The sequence below is a fragment of the Dulcicalothrix desertica PCC 7102 genome (assembly GCF_003991905.1).
GTDB lineage: Bacteria > Cyanobacteriota > Cyanobacteriia > Cyanobacteriales > Nostocaceae > Dulcicalothrix > Dulcicalothrix desertica.
Map to the genome: position 1 here is coordinate 266,609 of NZ_RSCL01000003.1, position 19,102 is coordinate 285,710.

General features: G+C 39.3%; 17 protein-coding genes. 8 read left to right on the plus strand and 9 right to left on the minus strand.

The window, feature by feature from the left end; translation table 11 throughout:
* Window positions 1–445: 445 nt before the first annotated feature.
* Window positions 446–787: a type II toxin-antitoxin system PemK/MazF family toxin gene (locus DSM106972_RS07875; protein ID WP_127080174.1), complete on the minus strand. Its 342-nt coding sequence runs from the start codon at window positions 785–787 to the stop codon at window positions 446–448.
* Window positions 774–998: a ribbon-helix-helix domain-containing protein gene (locus tag DSM106972_RS07880; RefSeq protein ID WP_096691088.1), complete on the minus strand. Its 225-nt coding sequence runs from the start codon at window positions 996–998 to the stop codon at window positions 774–776. The genes DSM106972_RS07875 and DSM106972_RS07880 overlap by 14 nt, the downstream gene beginning before the upstream one ends.
* Window positions 999–1,462: 464 nt before the next feature.
* Here DSM106972_RS07880 and DSM106972_RS07885 point away from each other — a divergent pair, with 464 nt between their 5' ends.
* Window positions 1,463–2,662, plus strand: a complete 1,200-nt coding sequence (locus DSM106972_RS07885; protein WP_127080175.1) for a type I restriction endonuclease — start codon at window positions 1,463–1,465, stop codon at window positions 2,660–2,662.
* Window positions 2,663–3,183: 521 nt separating this feature from the next.
* Here the strand turns inward: DSM106972_RS07885 and ahcY are convergent.
* On the minus strand, window positions 3,184–4,461 hold the full coding sequence (gene ahcY, locus DSM106972_RS07890) for an adenosylhomocysteinase (RefSeq protein ID WP_127080176.1): 1,278 nt from the start codon (window positions 4,459–4,461) through the stop codon (window positions 3,184–3,186).
* Window positions 4,462–4,934: 473 nt separating this feature from the next.
* Between ahcY and DSM106972_RS07895 the strand changes: the two genes are divergently transcribed.
* The 4 genes from DSM106972_RS07895 (at window position 4,935) to DSM106972_RS07910 (ending at window position 8,820) form a co-directional block, all read left to right on the plus strand.
* Window positions 4,935–6,155 (plus strand): mechanosensitive ion channel family protein, encoded by a 1,221-nt coding sequence (locus tag DSM106972_RS07895; RefSeq protein ID WP_127080177.1) that lies wholly within the window; start codon window positions 4,935–4,937, stop codon window positions 6,153–6,155.
* A gap of 105 nt (window positions 6,156–6,260) precedes the next feature.
* Window positions 6,261–7,856: a mechanosensitive ion channel family protein gene (locus tag DSM106972_RS07900; protein ID WP_127080178.1), complete on the plus strand. Its 1,596-nt coding sequence runs from the start codon at window positions 6,261–6,263 to the stop codon at window positions 7,854–7,856.
* A gap of 231 nt (window positions 7,857–8,087) precedes the next feature.
* Window positions 8,088–8,351, plus strand: a complete 264-nt coding sequence (locus tag DSM106972_RS07905) for a hypothetical protein (protein ID WP_127080179.1) — start codon at window positions 8,088–8,090, stop codon at window positions 8,349–8,351.
* Between the two features lie 97 nt (window positions 8,352–8,448).
* Window positions 8,449–8,820, plus strand: coding sequence for a hypothetical protein (locus tag DSM106972_RS07910; protein ID WP_127080180.1), 372 nt, complete (start codon window positions 8,449–8,451; stop codon window positions 8,818–8,820).
* Window positions 8,821–8,889: 69 nt separating this feature from the next.
* Here DSM106972_RS07910 and DSM106972_RS07915 read toward each other — a convergent pair whose 3' ends face one another.
* From DSM106972_RS07915 to DSM106972_RS07940, 6 genes are all read right to left on the minus strand, one after another.
* Window positions 8,890–10,440 carry an ATP-binding protein gene (locus DSM106972_RS07915; protein ID WP_127080181.1) on the minus strand — a complete coding sequence of 517 codons (1,551 nt, stop codon included), beginning with the start codon at window positions 10,438–10,440 and terminating at the stop codon, window positions 8,890–8,892.
* Between the two features lie 152 nt (window positions 10,441–10,592).
* Complete coding sequence (locus DSM106972_RS07920) at window positions 10,593–11,045, minus strand: hypothetical protein (protein ID WP_127080182.1); 453 nt, start codon at window positions 11,043–11,045, stop codon at window positions 10,593–10,595.
* Between the two features lie 144 nt (window positions 11,046–11,189).
* Window positions 11,190–12,326 (minus strand): glycosyltransferase family 4 protein, encoded by a 1,137-nt coding sequence (locus DSM106972_RS07925; protein WP_127080183.1) that lies wholly within the window; start codon window positions 12,324–12,326, stop codon window positions 11,190–11,192.
* Window positions 12,327–12,537: 211 nt separating this feature from the next.
* On the minus strand, window positions 12,538–13,674 hold the full coding sequence (gene cupB, locus DSM106972_RS07930; protein ID WP_127080184.1) for a CO2 hydration protein CupB: 1,137 nt from the start codon (window positions 13,672–13,674) through the stop codon (window positions 12,538–12,540).
* A 108-nt stretch (window positions 13,675–13,782) separates the two neighbouring features.
* The gene (locus tag DSM106972_RS07935; protein ID WP_127080185.1) at window positions 13,783–15,264 is read right to left on the minus strand and encodes an NADH-quinone oxidoreductase subunit M; all 1,482 of its coding nucleotides are present in this window, start codon (window positions 15,262–15,264) and stop codon (window positions 13,783–13,785) included.
* Between the two features lie 128 nt (window positions 15,265–15,392).
* Window positions 15,393–17,249: an NAD(P)H-quinone oxidoreductase subunit F gene (locus DSM106972_RS07940; protein WP_127080186.1), complete on the minus strand. Its 1,857-nt coding sequence runs from the start codon at window positions 17,247–17,249 to the stop codon at window positions 15,393–15,395.
* 647 nt (window positions 17,250–17,896) lie between these two features.
* Between DSM106972_RS07940 and DSM106972_RS07945 the strand changes: the two genes are divergently transcribed.
* The 3 genes from DSM106972_RS07945 to ccmL all read left to right on the plus strand — a co-directional run bounded on the left by DSM106972_RS07945 (window position 17,897) and on the right by ccmL (window position 19,088).
* The gene (locus DSM106972_RS07945) at window positions 17,897–18,205 is read left to right on the plus strand and encodes a carbon dioxide-concentrating mechanism protein CcmK (protein WP_010995042.1); all 309 of its coding nucleotides are present in this window, start codon (window positions 17,897–17,899) and stop codon (window positions 18,203–18,205) included.
* A gap of 204 nt (window positions 18,206–18,409) precedes the next feature.
* Entirely contained in the window at window positions 18,410–18,754 is a 345-nt protein-coding gene (locus DSM106972_RS07950) for a carbon dioxide-concentrating mechanism protein CcmK (RefSeq protein WP_019494518.1), read from the plus strand.
* A 31-nt stretch (window positions 18,755–18,785) separates the two neighbouring features.
* Complete coding sequence (ccmL, locus tag DSM106972_RS07955; protein ID WP_019494517.1) at window positions 18,786–19,088, plus strand: beta-carboxysome shell vertex protein CcmL; 303 nt, start codon at window positions 18,786–18,788, stop codon at window positions 19,086–19,088.
* The last annotated feature ends 14 nt before the right edge of the window (window positions 19,089–19,102 follow it).

The following is a 19,102-nucleotide window of genomic DNA, read 5'->3' on the forward strand; positions in this document are numbered from 1 at the left end:
AAAATGGAAGGGTGAAAAATTATTCAAACAAGCTTTTGAAGCAGACATGACACTAACTATATTAATCTTATGCACTCTTTAACAAGTTTACTAGAGTAGCCAGTTCAATTTTGCCGTCTTTATAAATTCCTTCAATGGTTTGTAGCATTATTGTTAAACTCCTGTCTAAATTGCAGGCTTATTATATTTTAGGCTATTAACCAATATCTCAAAGTAAAATTTTATATTTATGTATTAGTCAAAAGTTACCTGTAACTGCATCATTGCTAGCAACAGAACTAAATACAGCTAGAGAATAAACACAATCGCTATTCAAATTTGCTTTTATGCTGACTAAACATATCGAGTACTTAATCGCGCGGCATAAAGTTTATCGATAATCATATGCACTTCGTCAATGTTACCACAATTTATAAGGGAGAAGCGGCGCCACAAGTCGCGCATATTATAAACCGAGTCCTAAGTGTAATTTTAACGCGGCATCAATTGATGACATCAACTCTTCACTTAAACTACCCACAACGTCGCTGGTTAAACGTTCTTTAGAAATTGTTCGCACTTGTTGCGCTTGTGCTTTAGATGGTCTAGATAAATTGCTATCCTCTGGCATAATCAAAACTTCAAATGGATAAACGCGCGTTACGTTGGAAGTAAGCGGCAAAATCGTTACTGTGGTGGAAGTACGATTATTTGCATTATTGCTTACTATTAAGACCGGACGACGTTTACCCATTTCTGAACCTACCACAGGACTAAGGTCGGCGTAAAAAATATCACCACGTTTCATCTGCCAATCCATCCGCGACTGTCACATCCCAAGCACTGTCAACCTCAGCAGAAGCTAGTCGGTAAGCTTCTTCTAGTTCCCGGTTTCGCAGTAATTCCAATGCTTCCTCAATTACTTGAGAACGAGATTTACATCCTTTGTTCAGTTTGTAGTTTTCAATAAACTCCACTAAGGATGGTGGCAAGGAAATAGATAATTTCTCTACGTTCATGTTCTTACCATTGGTAGTAAAACTCTTCCTACCAATATATTAGCTTAGTTTTTGACCCTGAAGCCAAAATGCTTTAGGTCAAAAATAATGATGTGGGAAACTGTCTTCACATCCGCACTTGCGGCATAAAAACTCAGCTTCTCCCTAAAATACCAATTTCTAAGTAGCTAAATATACACAACTAGGCAGTGATATAACTGAAATTTTATAAATAGTGTTGCTGATGTCTTTAAATTGGGAATCTTGAAATTAGAGCAACTTTTTCAAATTTGAGTTTGCTAGCCATGACACAGCAAAATGTTTTGGAGCTTGTGAACTAGAGTGATGCTGTAGTACATAAATATATGCTGGCTATATATTTTTTCATGGTTATAATTGACACAATTATTTCTAGGCATTTAAGTTTTTCTCTTAATGCCTGAAAGCTAATGTACTTATATTTCAATTATATATTAGGGTTTAAAATGGGATTCACAGAAGATATTGCTAAGTTGTCAGAAAGAGTCCGTAATAGAGCGGAGCAGGTTGTAGGAGAAGAAGCGACAAAAATGGCGCTTATCGTACCTTTTTTAAGCACTCTTGGTTACGATGTTTATGACCCAAGCGAAGTTAAGCCTGAATATATAGCAGATTTTGCTATTAAAAAGGCAGGACAATTTGAGAAGGTTGATTATGCAATAGCCATTAACGGTAGTATTGTAATGCTTGTAGAAGCAAAAGCTCGCGGACAAAAAGCAGAAGCTCATGATGGTCAGCTTAGTCGTTATTTCAATGGTCTTATAACTACTAAGGTTGCTATAGTAACGAATGGTGTTGAATATCGCTTCTTTACAGACTTGCGTGACAAAAATGTCATGGACAAGGAACCATTTTTTACTTTTAATATTCTTGAATATGATACTAAAGATATAGAAAATCTTAAGTTATTCCATAGAGATAATTTTGATGTTGCATCGATTAATCAGTATGCAGAAGAAATGGTTTACGTTAAAGGAATGACCCAGTTAGTTGGTCATCTTTTACGTTCTCCATCTGAAGAATTTATTCGTTTCTTAGTCGCTGAACTAGGTAAGGTGGCGCCTAACTATCAGATTCAAGGTAAAATTACCAATAAAGTGATTGAAAAGTTTAAGCCGATTGTTAAAAAATCTATTCAAGGTAGCTTAGTGGAATTAATGACACGCTCATTAAGTCAAGAAATTATTCAATTGAGCGAAGTAGCTAACACAGAAGAAGTCGAGGAGTTAGATGCTTTAGAAGCGAATGATACTAAAGTTACCGAAGAATCGAAAATTATAACAACAGAAGAAGAACTCAAAGCTTTTGATAAAATTAGGAGTATTGTAACCACCTCCAAAAATTATCACCATGATGTGTACTATAAAGACACTGAGTCTTACTTTAGTATTAATCTTGGTAAAGCTAATTGGTGGTTCCTCCGTTTCTACTTATCTTCTTCTAAAAAGACATTTATCGCTCGATTAAGCCTAGAAGAAGCAAAATATCTAGCACCAGAATTTACAATTCAAGAAGTGCCTTCTTCAGCTTCAGAAGTTATATCTAAAATTACTATTTCTTCTGTAGACGACTTGGATAAATTATCGCAAATTATCATTAAAGCTTATGAAGCAGAAGCTTCTAAGCACTCACTTCAGAAAGTGTAAACACGATGTTGGGTTACAGCAGGTTAATAAACGCAGTTTATGTTAGAAGTAGTGTTGAAATCGTTACCGTAGTAGAAGTACGATTATTTTGCGTTATTACTAACTATCACTACTAAACCGCGTTTATCCATCTCTGAACCCACTGTAGTAACGTGTCTAATCTAAAATGTCGGGTAGAAGTACGACTAATAATTAGTACTATAAATATAAATTAGGAATTTAACTCACTAAAATTATTGATTTTGACTTCACTATCTTTCTTAGTCCTCTTTCAGAGGACTTGCGCCCCGCCGCATAGGGGTTTTCAACCCTATGCGGGTAGGAACGAAGCCAGTAATCTACAAATGCACAATATTATATGTCTAGTTTAATTAATGTTGGGTTTATGTTGGGTTGCGCTGTCGCTCCACCCAACCTACGGATATTACAGATGCTAAAAAAGGATGAGCTGGCGCCCATCCTTAAAATTGCGTATTGTAGAGACGCGATTAATCGCGTCTCTACATTATGTCGTGTGCAAATTATGTTCCTGATGTCCAGGAGTTGGTGTATTCGATTTGGTCGGGGGTGAGGGTGTCTACAGTGATACCCATTGCTTGGAGTTTCAACCGCGCGATTTCTTTGTCTACGTCTGCGGGGATGGAATGGATACCTGGTTGCAGTTTACCTTTGTTTTTAACTAGGTATTCGGCGCCCATTGCTTGGTTTGCGAAGCTCATGTCCATTACAGCGCTGGGGTGTCCTTCTGCTGCTGCTAGGTTGACTAAGCGACCTTCACCTAATACTACTACTGACTTACCGCTCTTTAGTTTGTATTCTTGGGTGAAAGGACGAACGTCTTTAACTTCTGTTGCTTTGCTTGCAAGTGACTTGAGGTCAATTTCAATGTCGAAGTGACCGGAGTTACAAACAATGGCGCCATCTTTCATAGCGTCGAAGTGTTCGCCACGAATGACGTGCTTGTTACCTGTTACGGTGATAAATAAGTCACCCAAGGGAGCAGCTTGTGCCATTGGCATTACACGGAAACCGTCCATTACAGCTTCAATTGCTTTTACTGGGTCGATTTCGGTGACAATTACATTGGCGCCCATTCCGGAAGCGCGTTGTGCTGTACCTTTACCGCACCAACCGTAACCTGCAACTACTACTGTTTTACCAGCTAGTAATACGTTGGTTGCACGGATGATACCGTCTAAGGTAGATTGACCTGTACCGTAACGGTTATCGAAGAAATGCTTTGTGTCAGCGTCGTTGACGTTCATTGCTGGGAAGGTAAGAACGCCATCTTTTAACATCGCTTGTAAACGTACAATACCTGTGGTGGTTTCTTCTGTTGTACCAATCAGGTCAGCGATTTGATGGGGACGCTGTTGAATTAATGTTGCTACTACATCACAACCGTCATCAATAATGATGTTTGGACGGTGGTCTAATGCGATTTGTACGTGACGACTATAGGTTGCTTCATCTTCGCCTTTAATCGCGAATACAGGAATACCATAATCTTCGACTAAGCTCGCTGCTACGTCGTCTTGTGTCGAAAGTGGGTTACTAGCAATAAGTATTGCATCGGCGCCACCTGCTTTTAAGGCAATTGCCAAATGTGCTGTTTCGGTGGTTACGTGGCAACAAGCTGAGATACGAATACCAGCGAAAGGCTTCTCTTTTTCAAAACGGTCGCGAATTTGTTTGAGAACTGGCATTTCACGTCCAGCCCACTCAATGCGCTGTCTTCCCAAGGAAGCGAGGGCGAGGTCTTTAACCTCGTGCTTTAGTCGGGGAGATGTTGCAGTCATTAAAAACTTCCTCAATTAAAAAGTAAAAACAAAGCGTAATAGTTACGCCCTCTACTAGGGTAATCCATGATTGAGAAAGTTAGTAGTACTTCACTCTTTCAGCCAATGGGTTCCTTGCACTAGCTTGACGGGGAGATAGTTGTATTGTCAATGTTATCTAAGCATCTTTTTGATAAATTTAACCTTGTATACGTAATTATACTTAAGATTTCTCGCAACGGATACAACGGATGTAACGGATAGTTGATTTTAGAAAACAAGTAGGCGTTTTGTAACTAATAACTCATCTGTTACATCCGTTCATCATCCGTTGCCATTTTTCATCTTTCTAAAGGTTAATAAAGTATTGACTTGTTGTGAGTATAATTACTAGAGTCGATTTTGAAGTATGGTTAGTTCTGAGGTTATGGGCACGCTACAAACCGAAAGGCGCCACTAGTCATACTCCATAACTCGTTAATCAGGGGGGAGTAATGCGTTTTAGATTTTTGGCAGTTGCGAGTTCAATCGCTGTTGTAATTGGCTTGGTTGTGCCAAAAGCTACAGGTCAACTAAATTTGCTATCTACTTTACAAGCTCCCAGCAATACCCAAACTGATTTTTTGATTCGCCAAGGTCTAATTGCAGTTGGTATTGGAATAAGTGTAATTTGTATTAGCTTGGGGCTTTATAACTGGCAACGTCGCTTAAAGAGGACTTCGGAGTTAACGACGGATGCACCAACTGAGGCGCCGATGCCCGCACAGGTAGAACAACAGCAAATTCAAAATTTCACAGAAATCAAGCTTAAACTGCTGACTGTCGCAATTGCTGGAGTGTGGGGAGGTGGCATAGTTGCTATTTTAGGCTTATTTCCTCAAACACAAACGCTACAAGCAAGTATAATTAAAGCTGCACAAATTCCTTTAATATTGGTTCTTATCGCACTTGGTACTTATATTGCGATTAATTTAACGTATGCTTTTATTGACCGCTTTACTTCAGCTATCGGCAAAAGCGGCAATTTATTAACCCCAGAAAATTCTCAGCGTCTTCATATACGTGTTTCCACTATATCGGCTGTGACTAAAAGTCTTGTCACAATTATTTTGATTGGATTTGGTGTTATCTTAAGTTTAATGTCTTTGGGTATTAATATTCTTCCCTTACTAGCTGTTGTTAGCGTAGCTAGCGTTGGTATATCCCTCGCCTCACAAAATATCATCAAAGACGCAATTAACGGGTTTCTGATTATTTTGGAAGACCAGTATGCTCTGGGCGATATGATTGCATTAAATAATGTGGGTGGTTTGGTAGAAACTTTGAATTTGCGTATTACTCAAGTGCGCGATGCAGAAGGCCGTTTAATTACCATTCCCAACAGTGAAGTAAAAATAGTTGCCAATCTTTCTAGTCGCTGGTCGCGCGCTGACTTAAGTATCCCTGTTCCCTACGAAACCGATATTACTCACGCTATACGGTTAATTGAAACCGTAGCAGTTGAAATGAGCGTTGAACCTACATGGCAATCACGAATCCTTGAAACTCCACAAGTATTAGGTGTTGATAATTTTGGCGAACGTGGTCTAATTATTCGCGCCCAGTTTAAAACACAGCCACTTAAACAAATGGATGTTGCCAGAGAATTTAGGCGCCGTCTTAAAATTGCTTTTGATGAAGCAAAAATATCTATTCCCCATTCTTTAACAAGCTAATATTAAAACACTCAGAAAATATACTATTTCATCTCTCTGAGGGTTGGTGAAGTTTCGACTTGTTATGACTATATTTACTAAAGTCAATTTTGGAGTAGAGGAGTAATGCGGTATAAATTTTTGGCAGTCGCTAGTTCAATTGTTGTTGTAATCGGCTGCACTATACCAAAAGCTACGGGGCAGATCAATTTATTACCTAATTTACAAACTCCTGCTAGCTCGAATAATGATGAAAATAGAATTGTCAATGGCTCAGTTTACTTAGATGGTCGTCGTTTATTTCGATTAGCAGCAACAAGAGCTACTATTACAGAGCGTTTAGATAATGTGCAGCAAAATATCAACGAAGCTAGTCGTAGTTTTTTTGAATCATCCGCAACAGAACCGAAGGTAGAATCTAGGATTCTCAATGGGTTGCCAGTTATTTATGTCAACGACCGCTATTTGATGACCATTACTTCCAATGATGCTGCGTTATTACAGGTAGATGTGATGACGGCAGCAAATCAAATTACTCAAGTATTGGAGAATAATTTTATACGTGCCAAGCAGGAGCGCTCAAGAGATTTCTTGGTTCAACAAGGTTTTATTGCAGTTGGAATTGGCGCCAGTGTAATTATTGTTAGCTGGGGTATTCATTCTTGGCAACGTCGTTTAAACAAAAAAGCTTCATACTCAACGATACCTCCATTAAATGAGGCGCCAATATCTACACAGCTAAAACAGAAACAACATCAAAATCTCCAAGAAGTTAGGCGGCGTTTGTTTCAGTTAGCACAAACAGGAGTATGGGGAAGTGGCGCCTTTGTGATTTTAGGCTTGTTTCCTTACACACGAATGCTACAGGTTATTGTTCTTAGAGTTGCACAAATTCCTTTGGCATTAGGTGTTGTTGCACTTGGCGCCTATGTAGTTACTCGTCTTAGCTATGCTTTAATTGACCGCTTTACTTCAGCTATAGTTAGTACTTCTTTATTAAACCCAGAAACTCCCGAACGTTTACAGCTACGAATTTCTACTATATCTGGTGTTGCCAAAAGTATTATTACCCTTGTTTGGATAAGTGTTGGAATTCTCTTAACTTTAATTTCTTTAGGTATTGATATTGTTCCTTTACTAGCTGGTGTTAGTTTAGTTGGCGTTGCAGTATCCCTTGCCTCTCAAAATTTAATTAAAGACGCAATAAACGGTTTTCTGATTATTCTCGAAGACCAATATGCCTTGGGTGATGTTATTGCCTTAAACAATGTCAGTGGTTTTGTAGAAACTTTGAATTTGCGTATTACTCAGATACGTGATGCAGAAGGTCGTTTGATTACCATTCCCAATAGCGAAGTAAAAATCGTCGCAAATCTTTCCAGTCGTTGGTCGCGTGCGGACTTAAGTGTCCCTGTTGCCTACAACACCGATGTTAGCCAAGCTTTAAAATTAATCGAAACTGTCGCAGTAGACATGGACTTAGACCCAGCATGGCAAGCGCAAATCCTCGAAACTCCCAGAGTCTTGGGTGTCGAGAACTTTGGCGAACGTGGTCTAATTATTCGTGTCTGGATAAAAACACAACCACTCAAACAATGGGACGTTGCTAGAGAATTTCGGCGCCGTCTTAAAATAGCCTTTGACGAAGCAGGAATTTCTATCCCCATTCCACAACAAGCTGTTTGGATTAACGACACCCACACATCAAACGGCAATCATTAATATTGTGGAGCAGGCATCCGAAGCTGCCCCGGAACAGGCAAGGATGCCTATTCCACAAGAGACACCATATGTAACCTTCCCACACTGAAAAAATAATTCTTATTATCCCACACACTAAGGTAATTTTGTACTATAATATAAGAGTAGTGAATATAAAGCCTAAAAACAGCGAAAGCTTTGTAGCAACTGCATTCACAAGCTCTAAGACAAGGTGATGCGAGGGTTAGTCCGATGATAAAGCACTATATTCTTAGCCTCAATCCCATAGCCAAACATGAATGGGATAGATGTATATTACGCGACCCGCTAACTGCTAAACGTCCGGATATAGCCAAACTAATCGCCGATGCAGTTGGTTCAGAAGCGGGAAGTTATTTAGTTAGTGTCAATATAGACGTGCAGGTTTTAGAGCAAGCAAACGCTCCCCAAGTAGAACAATTATCTATCAACCTTGCAGAAGTTACCGAAAAACCACAATTACGCGAAGCAGCTTAAATAGTGCTGAGTTGAAAGTGCTGAGTGCTGAGTTAGTACTTCTTACTCTTAATTAAACTCAGCACTCAGCACTCATTACTTTTTACTTATTATATATATGATGCAACTTAGTCATTATCCATCTGCTATTGCTCAAGCATCTCAACGAGTTAATGAGATAGACTCACAGCTAATGGCAGTACAATTACAAATTAACCGTTTTGAAGGTGGCGCCGATCGAATTTCCTCATTCGATATGGACATGAAAAACGATGCTCAACGTAAAGCACGCCGCTTTGAAGTGTTGCTCGTTAATCAAGAGTATCAAAAAGCACTTGATGCTCAAATTCGGTTAGCAACAGAAAAAGCAAATGCTCTCGCGCATCTAGAATATCTACGAAATCAATTTAGCGTTGCCAAGTTAGAAGCACGTCTAAAGATAGCACAGCAACTTACCGATTTAGAATCGCGCGAGTTTGTTGGTTTGTAAAACTTTAAATTAAATTACCTAGATATTTAGATTCCCGACTTCGCCGAAGTTATCGGGAATTTTCACATTTTAGGCGCGCACAACTGCGATATGGCGCCCGTTTTTTGTGGTTGCAGTTTTAGTTGATAATCGTTCTTGAATTGGGGGTGCCTTTGAGCGTCGGTCAAAAATGACTAACCACCCGGAGTTTTCTTCTATTCGGGCTAAATATGAGTCTATTTGCTCAAGACCTTCTTCTTCAGGGTCGCCTTTTTTATTTCGCCAAACTTTTAATTCTATACCTAATGTTGTGCTTCCATATCTTAAACATAAGTCCATGCGGTCATTTCCTATCGCATACTCGCGTTCTAAGGTTCCACCTCCATTTACAACACGATGTAGAAATGCCATTAGTACTAAATGGGGTGCTACTTCATGATATCCCGTAGTACCAAGTAATGGTTCACCATGCTGGCGCCAAAACTTTAAAAATGCTTTTAGTAAACTTTCGGTGTTTAATTCTCCTTCTTCGGTCAGCCAAGTTGGCGATATGTGAGGCAGTGAAGCCATTGGTGTAATTGTTAGTACTCGCGGTAAGATTTCGCGATAAATTGGATTTGCAATTCTTAATCCGCCTTGTGGGTCAATAGTGCATAAACCTAAGTCTATAACAAATTGAATATCATCTGAAGGTACATTTCCTAGTTCCAATCCAGCTAACATTGGTTCAATAATAGCTTTGACTCTGGGTTCTTGAAGTCTTTCTGCAAGTGAGTCTAAATGGGTATCTTTACGGGCAATTAATATTTCTTTAGCTTTTAAAATATGTTCATGTGTAATTGTAACGCTTGTCTCTTTAACCATGTTTTCAACAATTTCTTTTGCTAACGCATTGACTAACCAAGGTTGCCCTTGAGTTAAATCAAATGCCATTGCTGCCGCATCAGATGTAAAAACTTGTCCTGTATCGTCAGTATGTTGCTGATAAAGTTCTGCAACTTCAGCGGCATTAAAATTTCTTAATGTGATGGAACTAACTTTAATATTAAATGGACTTGATGTGTTTAATCTCTTGCTTCCTCCAGAAGCGTATTTATAATCGCGTACATCTCGTAAACCAATTAGCCCTATAGATTGTGGAAAGTTTTTAGGACGGCCACGATATCCTTCACGTAATTGCCGCAAAAATGATATTAGCGCATCGTTTTCTAAAGAATCAATTTCATCTATTAATAATACTATTGGTCGCTTGCAAGCTTGTGCCCAAGCCCTTAAACTAGCTCTTATTCTTTGCCCAGGCTCTGGGTAATTCCAAGTAGGGGGTTGCAAATCTTGCGGTAGAGTATCTTCAATTGTATCACGCCAGGTTGGAAGAATTGCAATTTCTGCGGCACCTGGGTCATTATTATAAGCACTTCCAACTTCTACTGATACCATTACTGCTGCGTAACGTCCACTGGAAGTCAATTCTTCTGCTAACGATATCATTGCCGTTGTTTTACCCGTTTGTCGGGGTGCATGAATCACAAAATAGTTTCTTTGTTCTATTAATTGCTTCAAGTCTGGCAATCGACTACTAGGCGACAACATGTAGTGAATGTCGGCTTGACAATGACCTGTAGTGTTGAACCAACGACGCATGAGCAATAAACGTGATTGTAAGTTGCACTTAACACTGTTATTGAGTATAGCTTACAAACTAATTTTAAACACACCTGATTTCAGATGTTGTTAAATGTTTTGGTTACGGTTGTAAATGCCTCTACTTTTTAGAGATTCATATGCTTCACAAACTATTTATACTGAACAAATGGAAAATCACCACGTCTTCTGTCTCTGTAACTTTTTTCTTCGAGTAACGCAGCAATCTTTAAAAGTTGGAAATATATTAGTGTAGAAAGTTGTTTCTTCTTTATTTCAAACGTAACTATTACTTTCTCTTTCTCTTTGTCGGCTTTTGTGAAAAAATCTGAAATTTCTGATATTGTAATAATGACTTTATGATGTTGCTTATCATTTATTCTTAGCCACCATCTATATCCACTTGGTTCTCCAGGAAATATAAATTCTGATTCTATGGCGCCTTTGTTTATTAGCATGATGGCTTCTATCATGTCGGCTATTGGGCATGAAAAAGCATGTGTGATTGCAAAATTATAGATATCACCGTTGATATAAAGTAAATATGTACTCCAACCATGTGGTTGTAAATTGTACAGAAAATCAATATCATCACCGTCGTACATTTCTTTACTGTGAGCTTTAGTATTGTGGGATGGGCATCCTTGCCCGTCCTTTTATATAAGGTTATATGAGGCGGGCAGGGATGCCCGCTCCACAAGAACAAGAACAAGAACAAGAACAAGAACAAGAATAAGAGCAAGAATGAATTATATTTTACTGAGTACTTGGGTAATTTGCTGATTAATTACTTCTACATCAAATCTTGAGCGCGCGCTACGAAGTGCGTTGTCTGCTAATGTGGCGGTTTTTGATGGTTCTTTAAAACAGGTTTTAATAATTTGGGCAAGTTCTTGGGGTTCTCCTGGTGTGACGAGATAGCCATTTATATTATTTTCGACTATTTCTATGGCACCACCTGCCGATGCTGCAACTACTGGTTTTCCACATAACATTGCTTCTACTATAACTCTACCAAATGGTTCGGCGGCAATTGAGGTGTGTGCTACTAGGTCACATGCTGACATTAGTTGCGGTATGTCGGAACGGAAACCTAGAAATTTGACACGGTTTTGAAGTTGATGTTTTTCTACTTGTTCGTGTAGTTGTTTGACGTATTCTTGTTCTCCGAATAATGCATCACCGACTAAGATGGCTGTAACTTCTTGGGATGACTGTGCTATTGCTTCTATTAATATATGTTGTCCTTTCCACGGTGACAAACGGCTAAAGTGTCCTATTACAAATTTGTCTTCAAGTTGTAATTCTTGACGGAGTTGTTTTATTTGAGCTTCATTAACTTGATATGATGTTGAGTCAAAGCCGTTATATACTACTTCTACTATATCCGCGCGTCCACCTGCTTCAATAAAAGCGGTTTTGCTTGCTTGCGAGTTGGCTATAATTAATTTGGCAAAGCGGTTTGCTAAGGTTACGGCAATAGTACGGTTCGTTTTGCTGAAGTGTTCGGGAGATAATATATCGTGAAGATGATACACTAATGGGCGCCGACTCAGAAAACTCGCAATGGCGCCGATAACTAGTGCTTTTTGTGTGTTAGCGTAAATTAAATCATAGTCACTGGCAATTTTTGCTACTTTGTTAATTAAGGGTAATAACTGAGTTAAACTTGCTAAACCTTGTATTAATGTGCTTTCTTTACGAACTTGAATTGCTTGGTTTGTTAAAATTTTTACGGGTATTTGATTTTTTTCTAGTAAGTCGCGAAATGAACCGTCAGCAAATAAGCCTACTAAGCAGTTAGAGCGATATGGTTTTGCTATGTCTATTAAACATAATTCGGCGCCGCCCGGTTTGCCGCTTTGGTCTAAAAATAATATTTTCATATATATAAAGCATGAATGTATCGTGCCCCTACAATATCCTATTGTTTTATCTAGATTTACCTAATTACAATATTTAAATGAAAAATTTACAGTAAAAAAATATTAATTGTCATTCTGAGCGTAGCGAAGAATCTCGTTTAACTTGATGTCTCGCGAGATGCTACCCTTCGGGAAAACTGCGCCCTTCGTTCCTCAGCATGACATTATTCGCTTATGAGTCTTTGTTTACGTCTAGTAAGCGTGAGTTTTGTAATCTATCGAGCCATTTTTGGAAATAGACTTGGTTAGCCATTTGCTCGTTGGGGTTTTGGGTATCGGCATGATGGGGCATTAGTCCTAATATTGTTGCTGAGGTTACACAAAACATCGATTTTTGGAAGCTGATACATATTTGTACCCGCAGGTCGTCTTCTCCTCTGAGACTTTTACGGTATATTTCGTGCAGGTATTCGGGTAAGAAGTGCCGCATGTCTTGCATTAGCAATGTTGGTGGTATACCGGCGCCTCCTATGGGTAACGGGTCTGCGTATAAGGCGCCGTATTGAAAGCGCGCTTGGTCTGCGGGTATTTGATATGCTTGAGCGTTATATGAAACTGTACCTGGGAAGGGTGTTCCTCTAAAGAATACTGCTTCGACGTAGGGTATAGCGGTGTCTACTAAGAAGGTTAAACCTAATGATTTGGGTAGAATGCTGTAAGTTTTATCTTTGATTTTGACTGAGTAAGTAATTGGTCTTGCGGCATCAAAAACTAAACCGTCTTTTATATGGTTGACGACTTCTGGAATTGTTTTTATCATTCCCATGTCGTAGTAGTCTGATAATGATAGGAATATATCAGCCATGACGCGCCAAAATTGTCCTAAACCACTGTAGTATGCAGAAACTCGCAGTTGTTCGGTTAAAAAATCAGGAAATAAGCTATTTAAACCTAAGACAAAAGGATTATTTCCAAATTTTGCTTGTATTATAGCGTTGGCTCGCTCTTGAAATTCTAGAGTGTCTAAATAACTATCTAAACCGCCGCCACCGTGCCAATACATTGCTTTCATGCAATATTCGGCATATTCAAAGTTTATACGGTCGTGCCACCAATGTTTAAATAGTTTTTTTCTATTGATGTCACCGTTGAAGTATTTGAAAAAGGGGAAAAATACTAAGAATTGATTTTCTGCAATGTAAATGAGGTTTTTAGAATATTCGTCTAAAACAACTCCGTAGCTTTTTAATATACCTACTACTTCGCGGACGTTTTCTGGTGTATCTGGAAGTAGTGAATCACCATTTTGTAATCTTTTTAGGTATTCTATTAAAGGATAGTTATCAAGTGTTTTTGCTTTCGTTACCATATTTTTGTAGTAGGGGTAGGTTGGGAGTTGGGACGGGTGTATGGGCGGGTTTACTTATATCTTGGTAAATAATTAAATTTTGGGTTAACCCGCCCTTACTGACCTCTGCTATTTAGTTGTGGTTGCAACTACGTTTTCAATGTGAACCATTGCGGTGGTAGTTGGTTCTGTCCAGTGTATTAACCATGCGGGTTGAATACCGAAAATGATAATCAACATTGCTAAGGCAAAAGCTGGAAGACGGTCACTCCAGTACACCCTTGGTAAATTCATTACCTGTGTAGATAATCTACCGAAGAATGCTCGGTTCATTAATATTAGGAAGTAAACTGCTGTTAACCCTGTTCCTATCATTGATATTAGGGTTTGCACTGGGAAAACGGCGAAGCTGCCCCGAAAGACGATAAATTCGGAAATAAACCCAACCATTCCGGGTATTCCAGCACTTGCCATTATCGCAACTACCATTAAGCTACCAATTACTGGCATTCCGCGTTCGGGGTTGAAGAGTCCTTGAACTACGTCTAAGTCACGACTGCCTGCTTTTTTATATACAACACCTACTAGCAAGAACAGTAGTGCTGATATTAAACCATGACTAATCATTTGTAGTACTGCTCCTAACACACTCAATGGTGTTGCAGCAGCAGCGGCAAGTAGTACATAACCCATGTGCCCAACTGAACTATATGCCACCATTTTCTTCATGTCTTTTTGAGCGATGGCACAAGATGAACCATATAGTACGCTTATTACTGACCATGTTGCTAAAAACGGCGCCAATGTTGCCCAAGCATTGGGTAGTAAATCCATGCCAAACCGCAGTAAACCATAAGTACCTAGTTTCAACAGTACCCCTGCTAATAATACCGATATTGGTGTGGAAGCTTCAACGTGAGCATCGGGTAGCCAAGTATGAAAAGGTACTAAAGGCATTTTGATGCCAAAACCAATTAAGATTCCTACCAGCAAGATGATTTGTGTAACCAGTGGTAGACTTTCGGTATTCAAATTTTCCAACGCAAAACTGTGTGAACCACTTAGCAGTACCATACCAAGGAAACTTGCTAATATCAAAAATCCTGATACTGCTGTGTATATCAAAAATTTCGTTGCTGCATAACCTCGACGTTCACCACCCCAAATTGCTATTAGTAAGTACAGGGGAATCAATTCGATTTCGTAAAACAGGAAGAATAATAGCAAGTCCTGCGATAGAAAGGCGCCTGTTACCCCGATATTTAACAGCAGTAATAATGAATAATAAAATCGCGGTCGATTTATAGATTCATCTGAACTGTAAATCGCAATACAAGTCAACAGCGCATTTAGCACCAACAATGGTAATGATAATCCATCAATACCAAGACTGTAATTCAAGCCCAATACATCTATCCAGGGCAAGAATTCTGTAAATTGTTGTGAGACATTACTTGGATTAAATAAAAATGCCAAAACAATCGTCCATACAAAAGCAACGCTAGCAAAAACCAAAGCAATTTTACGTGTTAGCTTTGGAGTTATTTCGACGGGCAAAAACCCTATCAATGCGGCGCCAAAAAACGGCAACAGAAGTAATACAGTAAGCATAATTTAAGTGGAAAGTGATGAGTGATGAGTGCTGAGTGCTGAGTGTTGAGTTCTGAGTAGAATTAACAGTAAAGAGTTAGAAGTCATAATTACAAACTCAGCACTCAGCACTTTCTACTCAGCACTTTTTAAAACGGGAGGTTATTAAGAAGACCTAATGACCAGCTAATAAAGAAACCTAGTATACTGATACCAATAACGATGGTCAGCATGTAACCTTGTGATTGTCCGGATACACTGTATTTCAAACTTTGTCCGCTGAATATTGCCGCAAACCCAACTAAGTTAACTAACCCGTCAATAATGTAGCGGTCACTCCATGCTGATATTTTGGAAAGTATTGCGACTATACTTACTACCGTTGATTTGTATATACGGTCGATGTAAAAGTCATATCCTAATAAATCTTGTATGAATCGCCATGCCAGTACAGTTGAACGTGACCATGCTTTGTGTAGATGAATTGTTGAACCGAGTAATACCCCGAATGCTGTAGATGATACTAGTAGGGATAATACTGTTAAATTTATACTTTCCCAAGTCGGTAGTAAATACCACTGTTGAAGCATTAATGGTACTAACAAGTTCACAATTGTTAATGAAACCATTGGTACTGACATTTGCCAACCAACTTCCGGCGCCCGTCGAGTTTTTTGCTGTGGTTTACCCCAAAAAACTAACCGAAACACTCTGGTCAAATTTAATGCCGTTAACCCGTTGACTAGTACTAATACAACAACTACCCACGGTGAAATATTCGCTAAACCATCTGCCCAAGACAGCATTGCCCAAAAGCTACCAAGCGGTAACATTGTCACCAAACTTGCCGCACCCACTACAAATGCAGTGGTTGTTGCTGGCATTCGCGACCATAGTCCACCCATTTCGGTTAAGTCTTGGCTGCTGGTTGTAAAAATGACTGAGCCAGAACTCATAAATAACAGTGCTTTGGCTATGGCATGAGTTAATAGCAGCATCAACGCAACACCACCCTGTTCCATACCGACAGCTAAGAATACCAAGCCCATATACGCACTTGTTGAATGTGATAATGCGCGCTTAATGTCAGTTTGGGCTATTGAAACTAGTGTTGCACCAATTGCTGTCACCAAACCCATCACTACTAATGCATCTAACGCTATGGGTGAAAGTGCTAGTACAGGCTGAAGTTTGTAAAGTAAATAGGCGCCACCAGCTACTACCATCGAGTTTCGTAAAATCGACGCTGGGTTGGGACCCTCCATTGCTTCATCTAGCCATAAATGAAACGGAAACTGCGCGCACTTACCCGCAGGTCCAGCAATTAAAGCAAGTCCTAATAAACTTGATACTACACTCGAAAGTTCCGCCGTCTGTGCCCACTCGTACAAGTCTGAAAAATTTAAACTGCCTGCTATCACAGAAAGCGCAACAACAGCCATTAAAAGCATTAAGTCTCCAACGCGCTTCGTCCAAAACGCATCACGTGCGGCAGTTACAACTAAAGGTTGCGCGTACCAAAAACCAACGAGTAAATACGTTGATAATGTCAGAACTTCCAAAAGCGCGTAACTTAAAAACAACGAATCACTAATTGCTAAACCGCTTAACGCTGCTTCAAAAAATCCCATTAAGGCGAAAAAGCGAGCTAATGCCCAGTCTTTTTCCATATATCCCAAGGCATAAATTTGCGCCAGCAAACTCAAACCAGTTATTAATACTGATGCTCCAACACTAATAGTTGAAATTTCAATTGCAAATGATAAATCAAAATCGGCAGCTTTAAACCAAGTTAGAAGTAAACTTTGTTGTTCACTGTTCCAAATCACTCTAAAAATAAGTAAACTGTGAACAAAAGCTAATACTGTGGTTGACAAATTCAAGTACGCCGCTGGTCTTGGGCCCGTTCGTCTAATTAGTCCTATCGCCCAAGGTAGCGTCAATATTGCTCCAATTAAGCCATAGAAAGGAACCCACCAACTTGTTGATAGCAGAAACTGATTCATTTAAACTTCCCGATTTACCGTAATTTAAAGAAATTATTAACGATGAAACTAGGTTAACTAAAAGCCATGTCCTAAAATTGTGTTCAATGTATGAATTGCACGGTTAAGGCTTTTTATTACTTAGATTTTCTCGGAAATATGTCAAAAATACTACTATGCTTCGCATAAATAAACATTTATCCTTTCACGTCCAAACTCCTACCTGCTAAGATTTTCTTTATCTCAAAAATCCAGCTTATAGGTTTTATAACAAAAACTTATATTTGGGAAAAAATAAGTGGTTGCCACACGCTTGCAGCAAAACACTGGCAAAGAGGCGCCATATACGCTCTCGCTCGACTACTCGCACACGGTAGATTTGTCACTGTTACGTTTATTCATAAACTAACAGTATAAAGAAATTATAAATCATAAGGCATGGAGAAGGAATCCGTAGTCTGTGACGACTGGAAATACACTGATATTAAGTTGGTTAAGTTTTTCAAAACCATTTTATTATAAAGTATTATAGTAATTTATCTTGCCAGGGGTGCCAACCTTTTCTATGCTTAAGAACGAGAGTGCTTTTTGAGTTGGACTAAGATGAGCATCCCCGTCAAAAAATTCAGTAAGCAAAGTGTCGCGTAAATTTTTGTAGGAGTCTAGAAGTGCCAATTGCAGTTGGAATGATTGAGACTAAGGGTTTTCCGGCAGTTGTAGAAGCTGCGGATGCGATGGTTAAGGCTGCACGTGTAACCTTAGTTGGATATGAAAAAATAGGTAGCGCTCGCGTTACCGTTATTGTCCGAGGTGACGTATCTGAAGTACAAGCTTCGGTAGCTGCTGGAATTGAAGCTGCGCGTCGTGTAAATGGTGGTGAAGTCGTATCTACACACATTATTGCACGTCCACATGAGAACCTAGAGTATGTACTACCAATTCGATATACCGAAGCGGTGGAACAATTCCGGACATAACGTAATAAGCACTTCAGTGCTTACTTGTAATGCTTACTTGTGATGCTTGGGTTTTAGATTTTGGATTGAGTCTGTAGCTGTTTCTAAGTATAAACTAAATTCGGTAAATATTTGATACAAGTACAATTAAAATTCAGAATTTGAGATCCGACTTCACCTTTAAAGATCAAAAACGTTTTCCTAACCCCCATTAAGGATAAAAAAATGTCGATTGCAGTCGGAATGGTAGAAACATTGGGCTTTCCAGCAGTTGTAGAAGCTGCGGATGCAATGGTCAAAGCTGCGCGTGTAACTTTGGTTGGATATGAGAAAATTGGAAGCGGACGTGTAACAGTAATAGTCCGTGGAGATGTGTCAGAAGTGCAAGCCTCTGTAGCAGCCGGTGTTGAAAACGTGAAGCGCGTTAATGGTGGACAAGTTTTATCCACACACATTATTGCTCGTCCTCACGAAAACTTAGAGTACGTTTTACCTATTCGCTACACCGAAGATGTAGAACAGTTCCGCGAAAACGTTAACGCTATTCGTCCTTTTGGTAGAAGACCGTAATTAAAACCCAAATTAAATAGCGTCCGGAATAATGCAAATTGCCAAGGTTCGCGGAACAGTAGTTAGCACCCAAAAAGACCCAAGTCTTCGAGGTGTAAAACTGCTTCTATTACAATTTGTTGACGAAGAAGGACAACTCTTGCAATCGTATGAAGTGGCTGCTGATAGCGTGGGTGCAGGAGTTGATGAGTGGGTGCTAGTAAGTCGTGGTAGTGCCGCACGTCAAGTTCAGGGTTCTGAACAACGTCCTTTAGATGCAGCAGTTATAGCGATTATCGACACAGTTTATGTCGAAGACCGCATGATTTACAGCAAAAAAGATCAATATCGATAAATCAAGTTACGAGT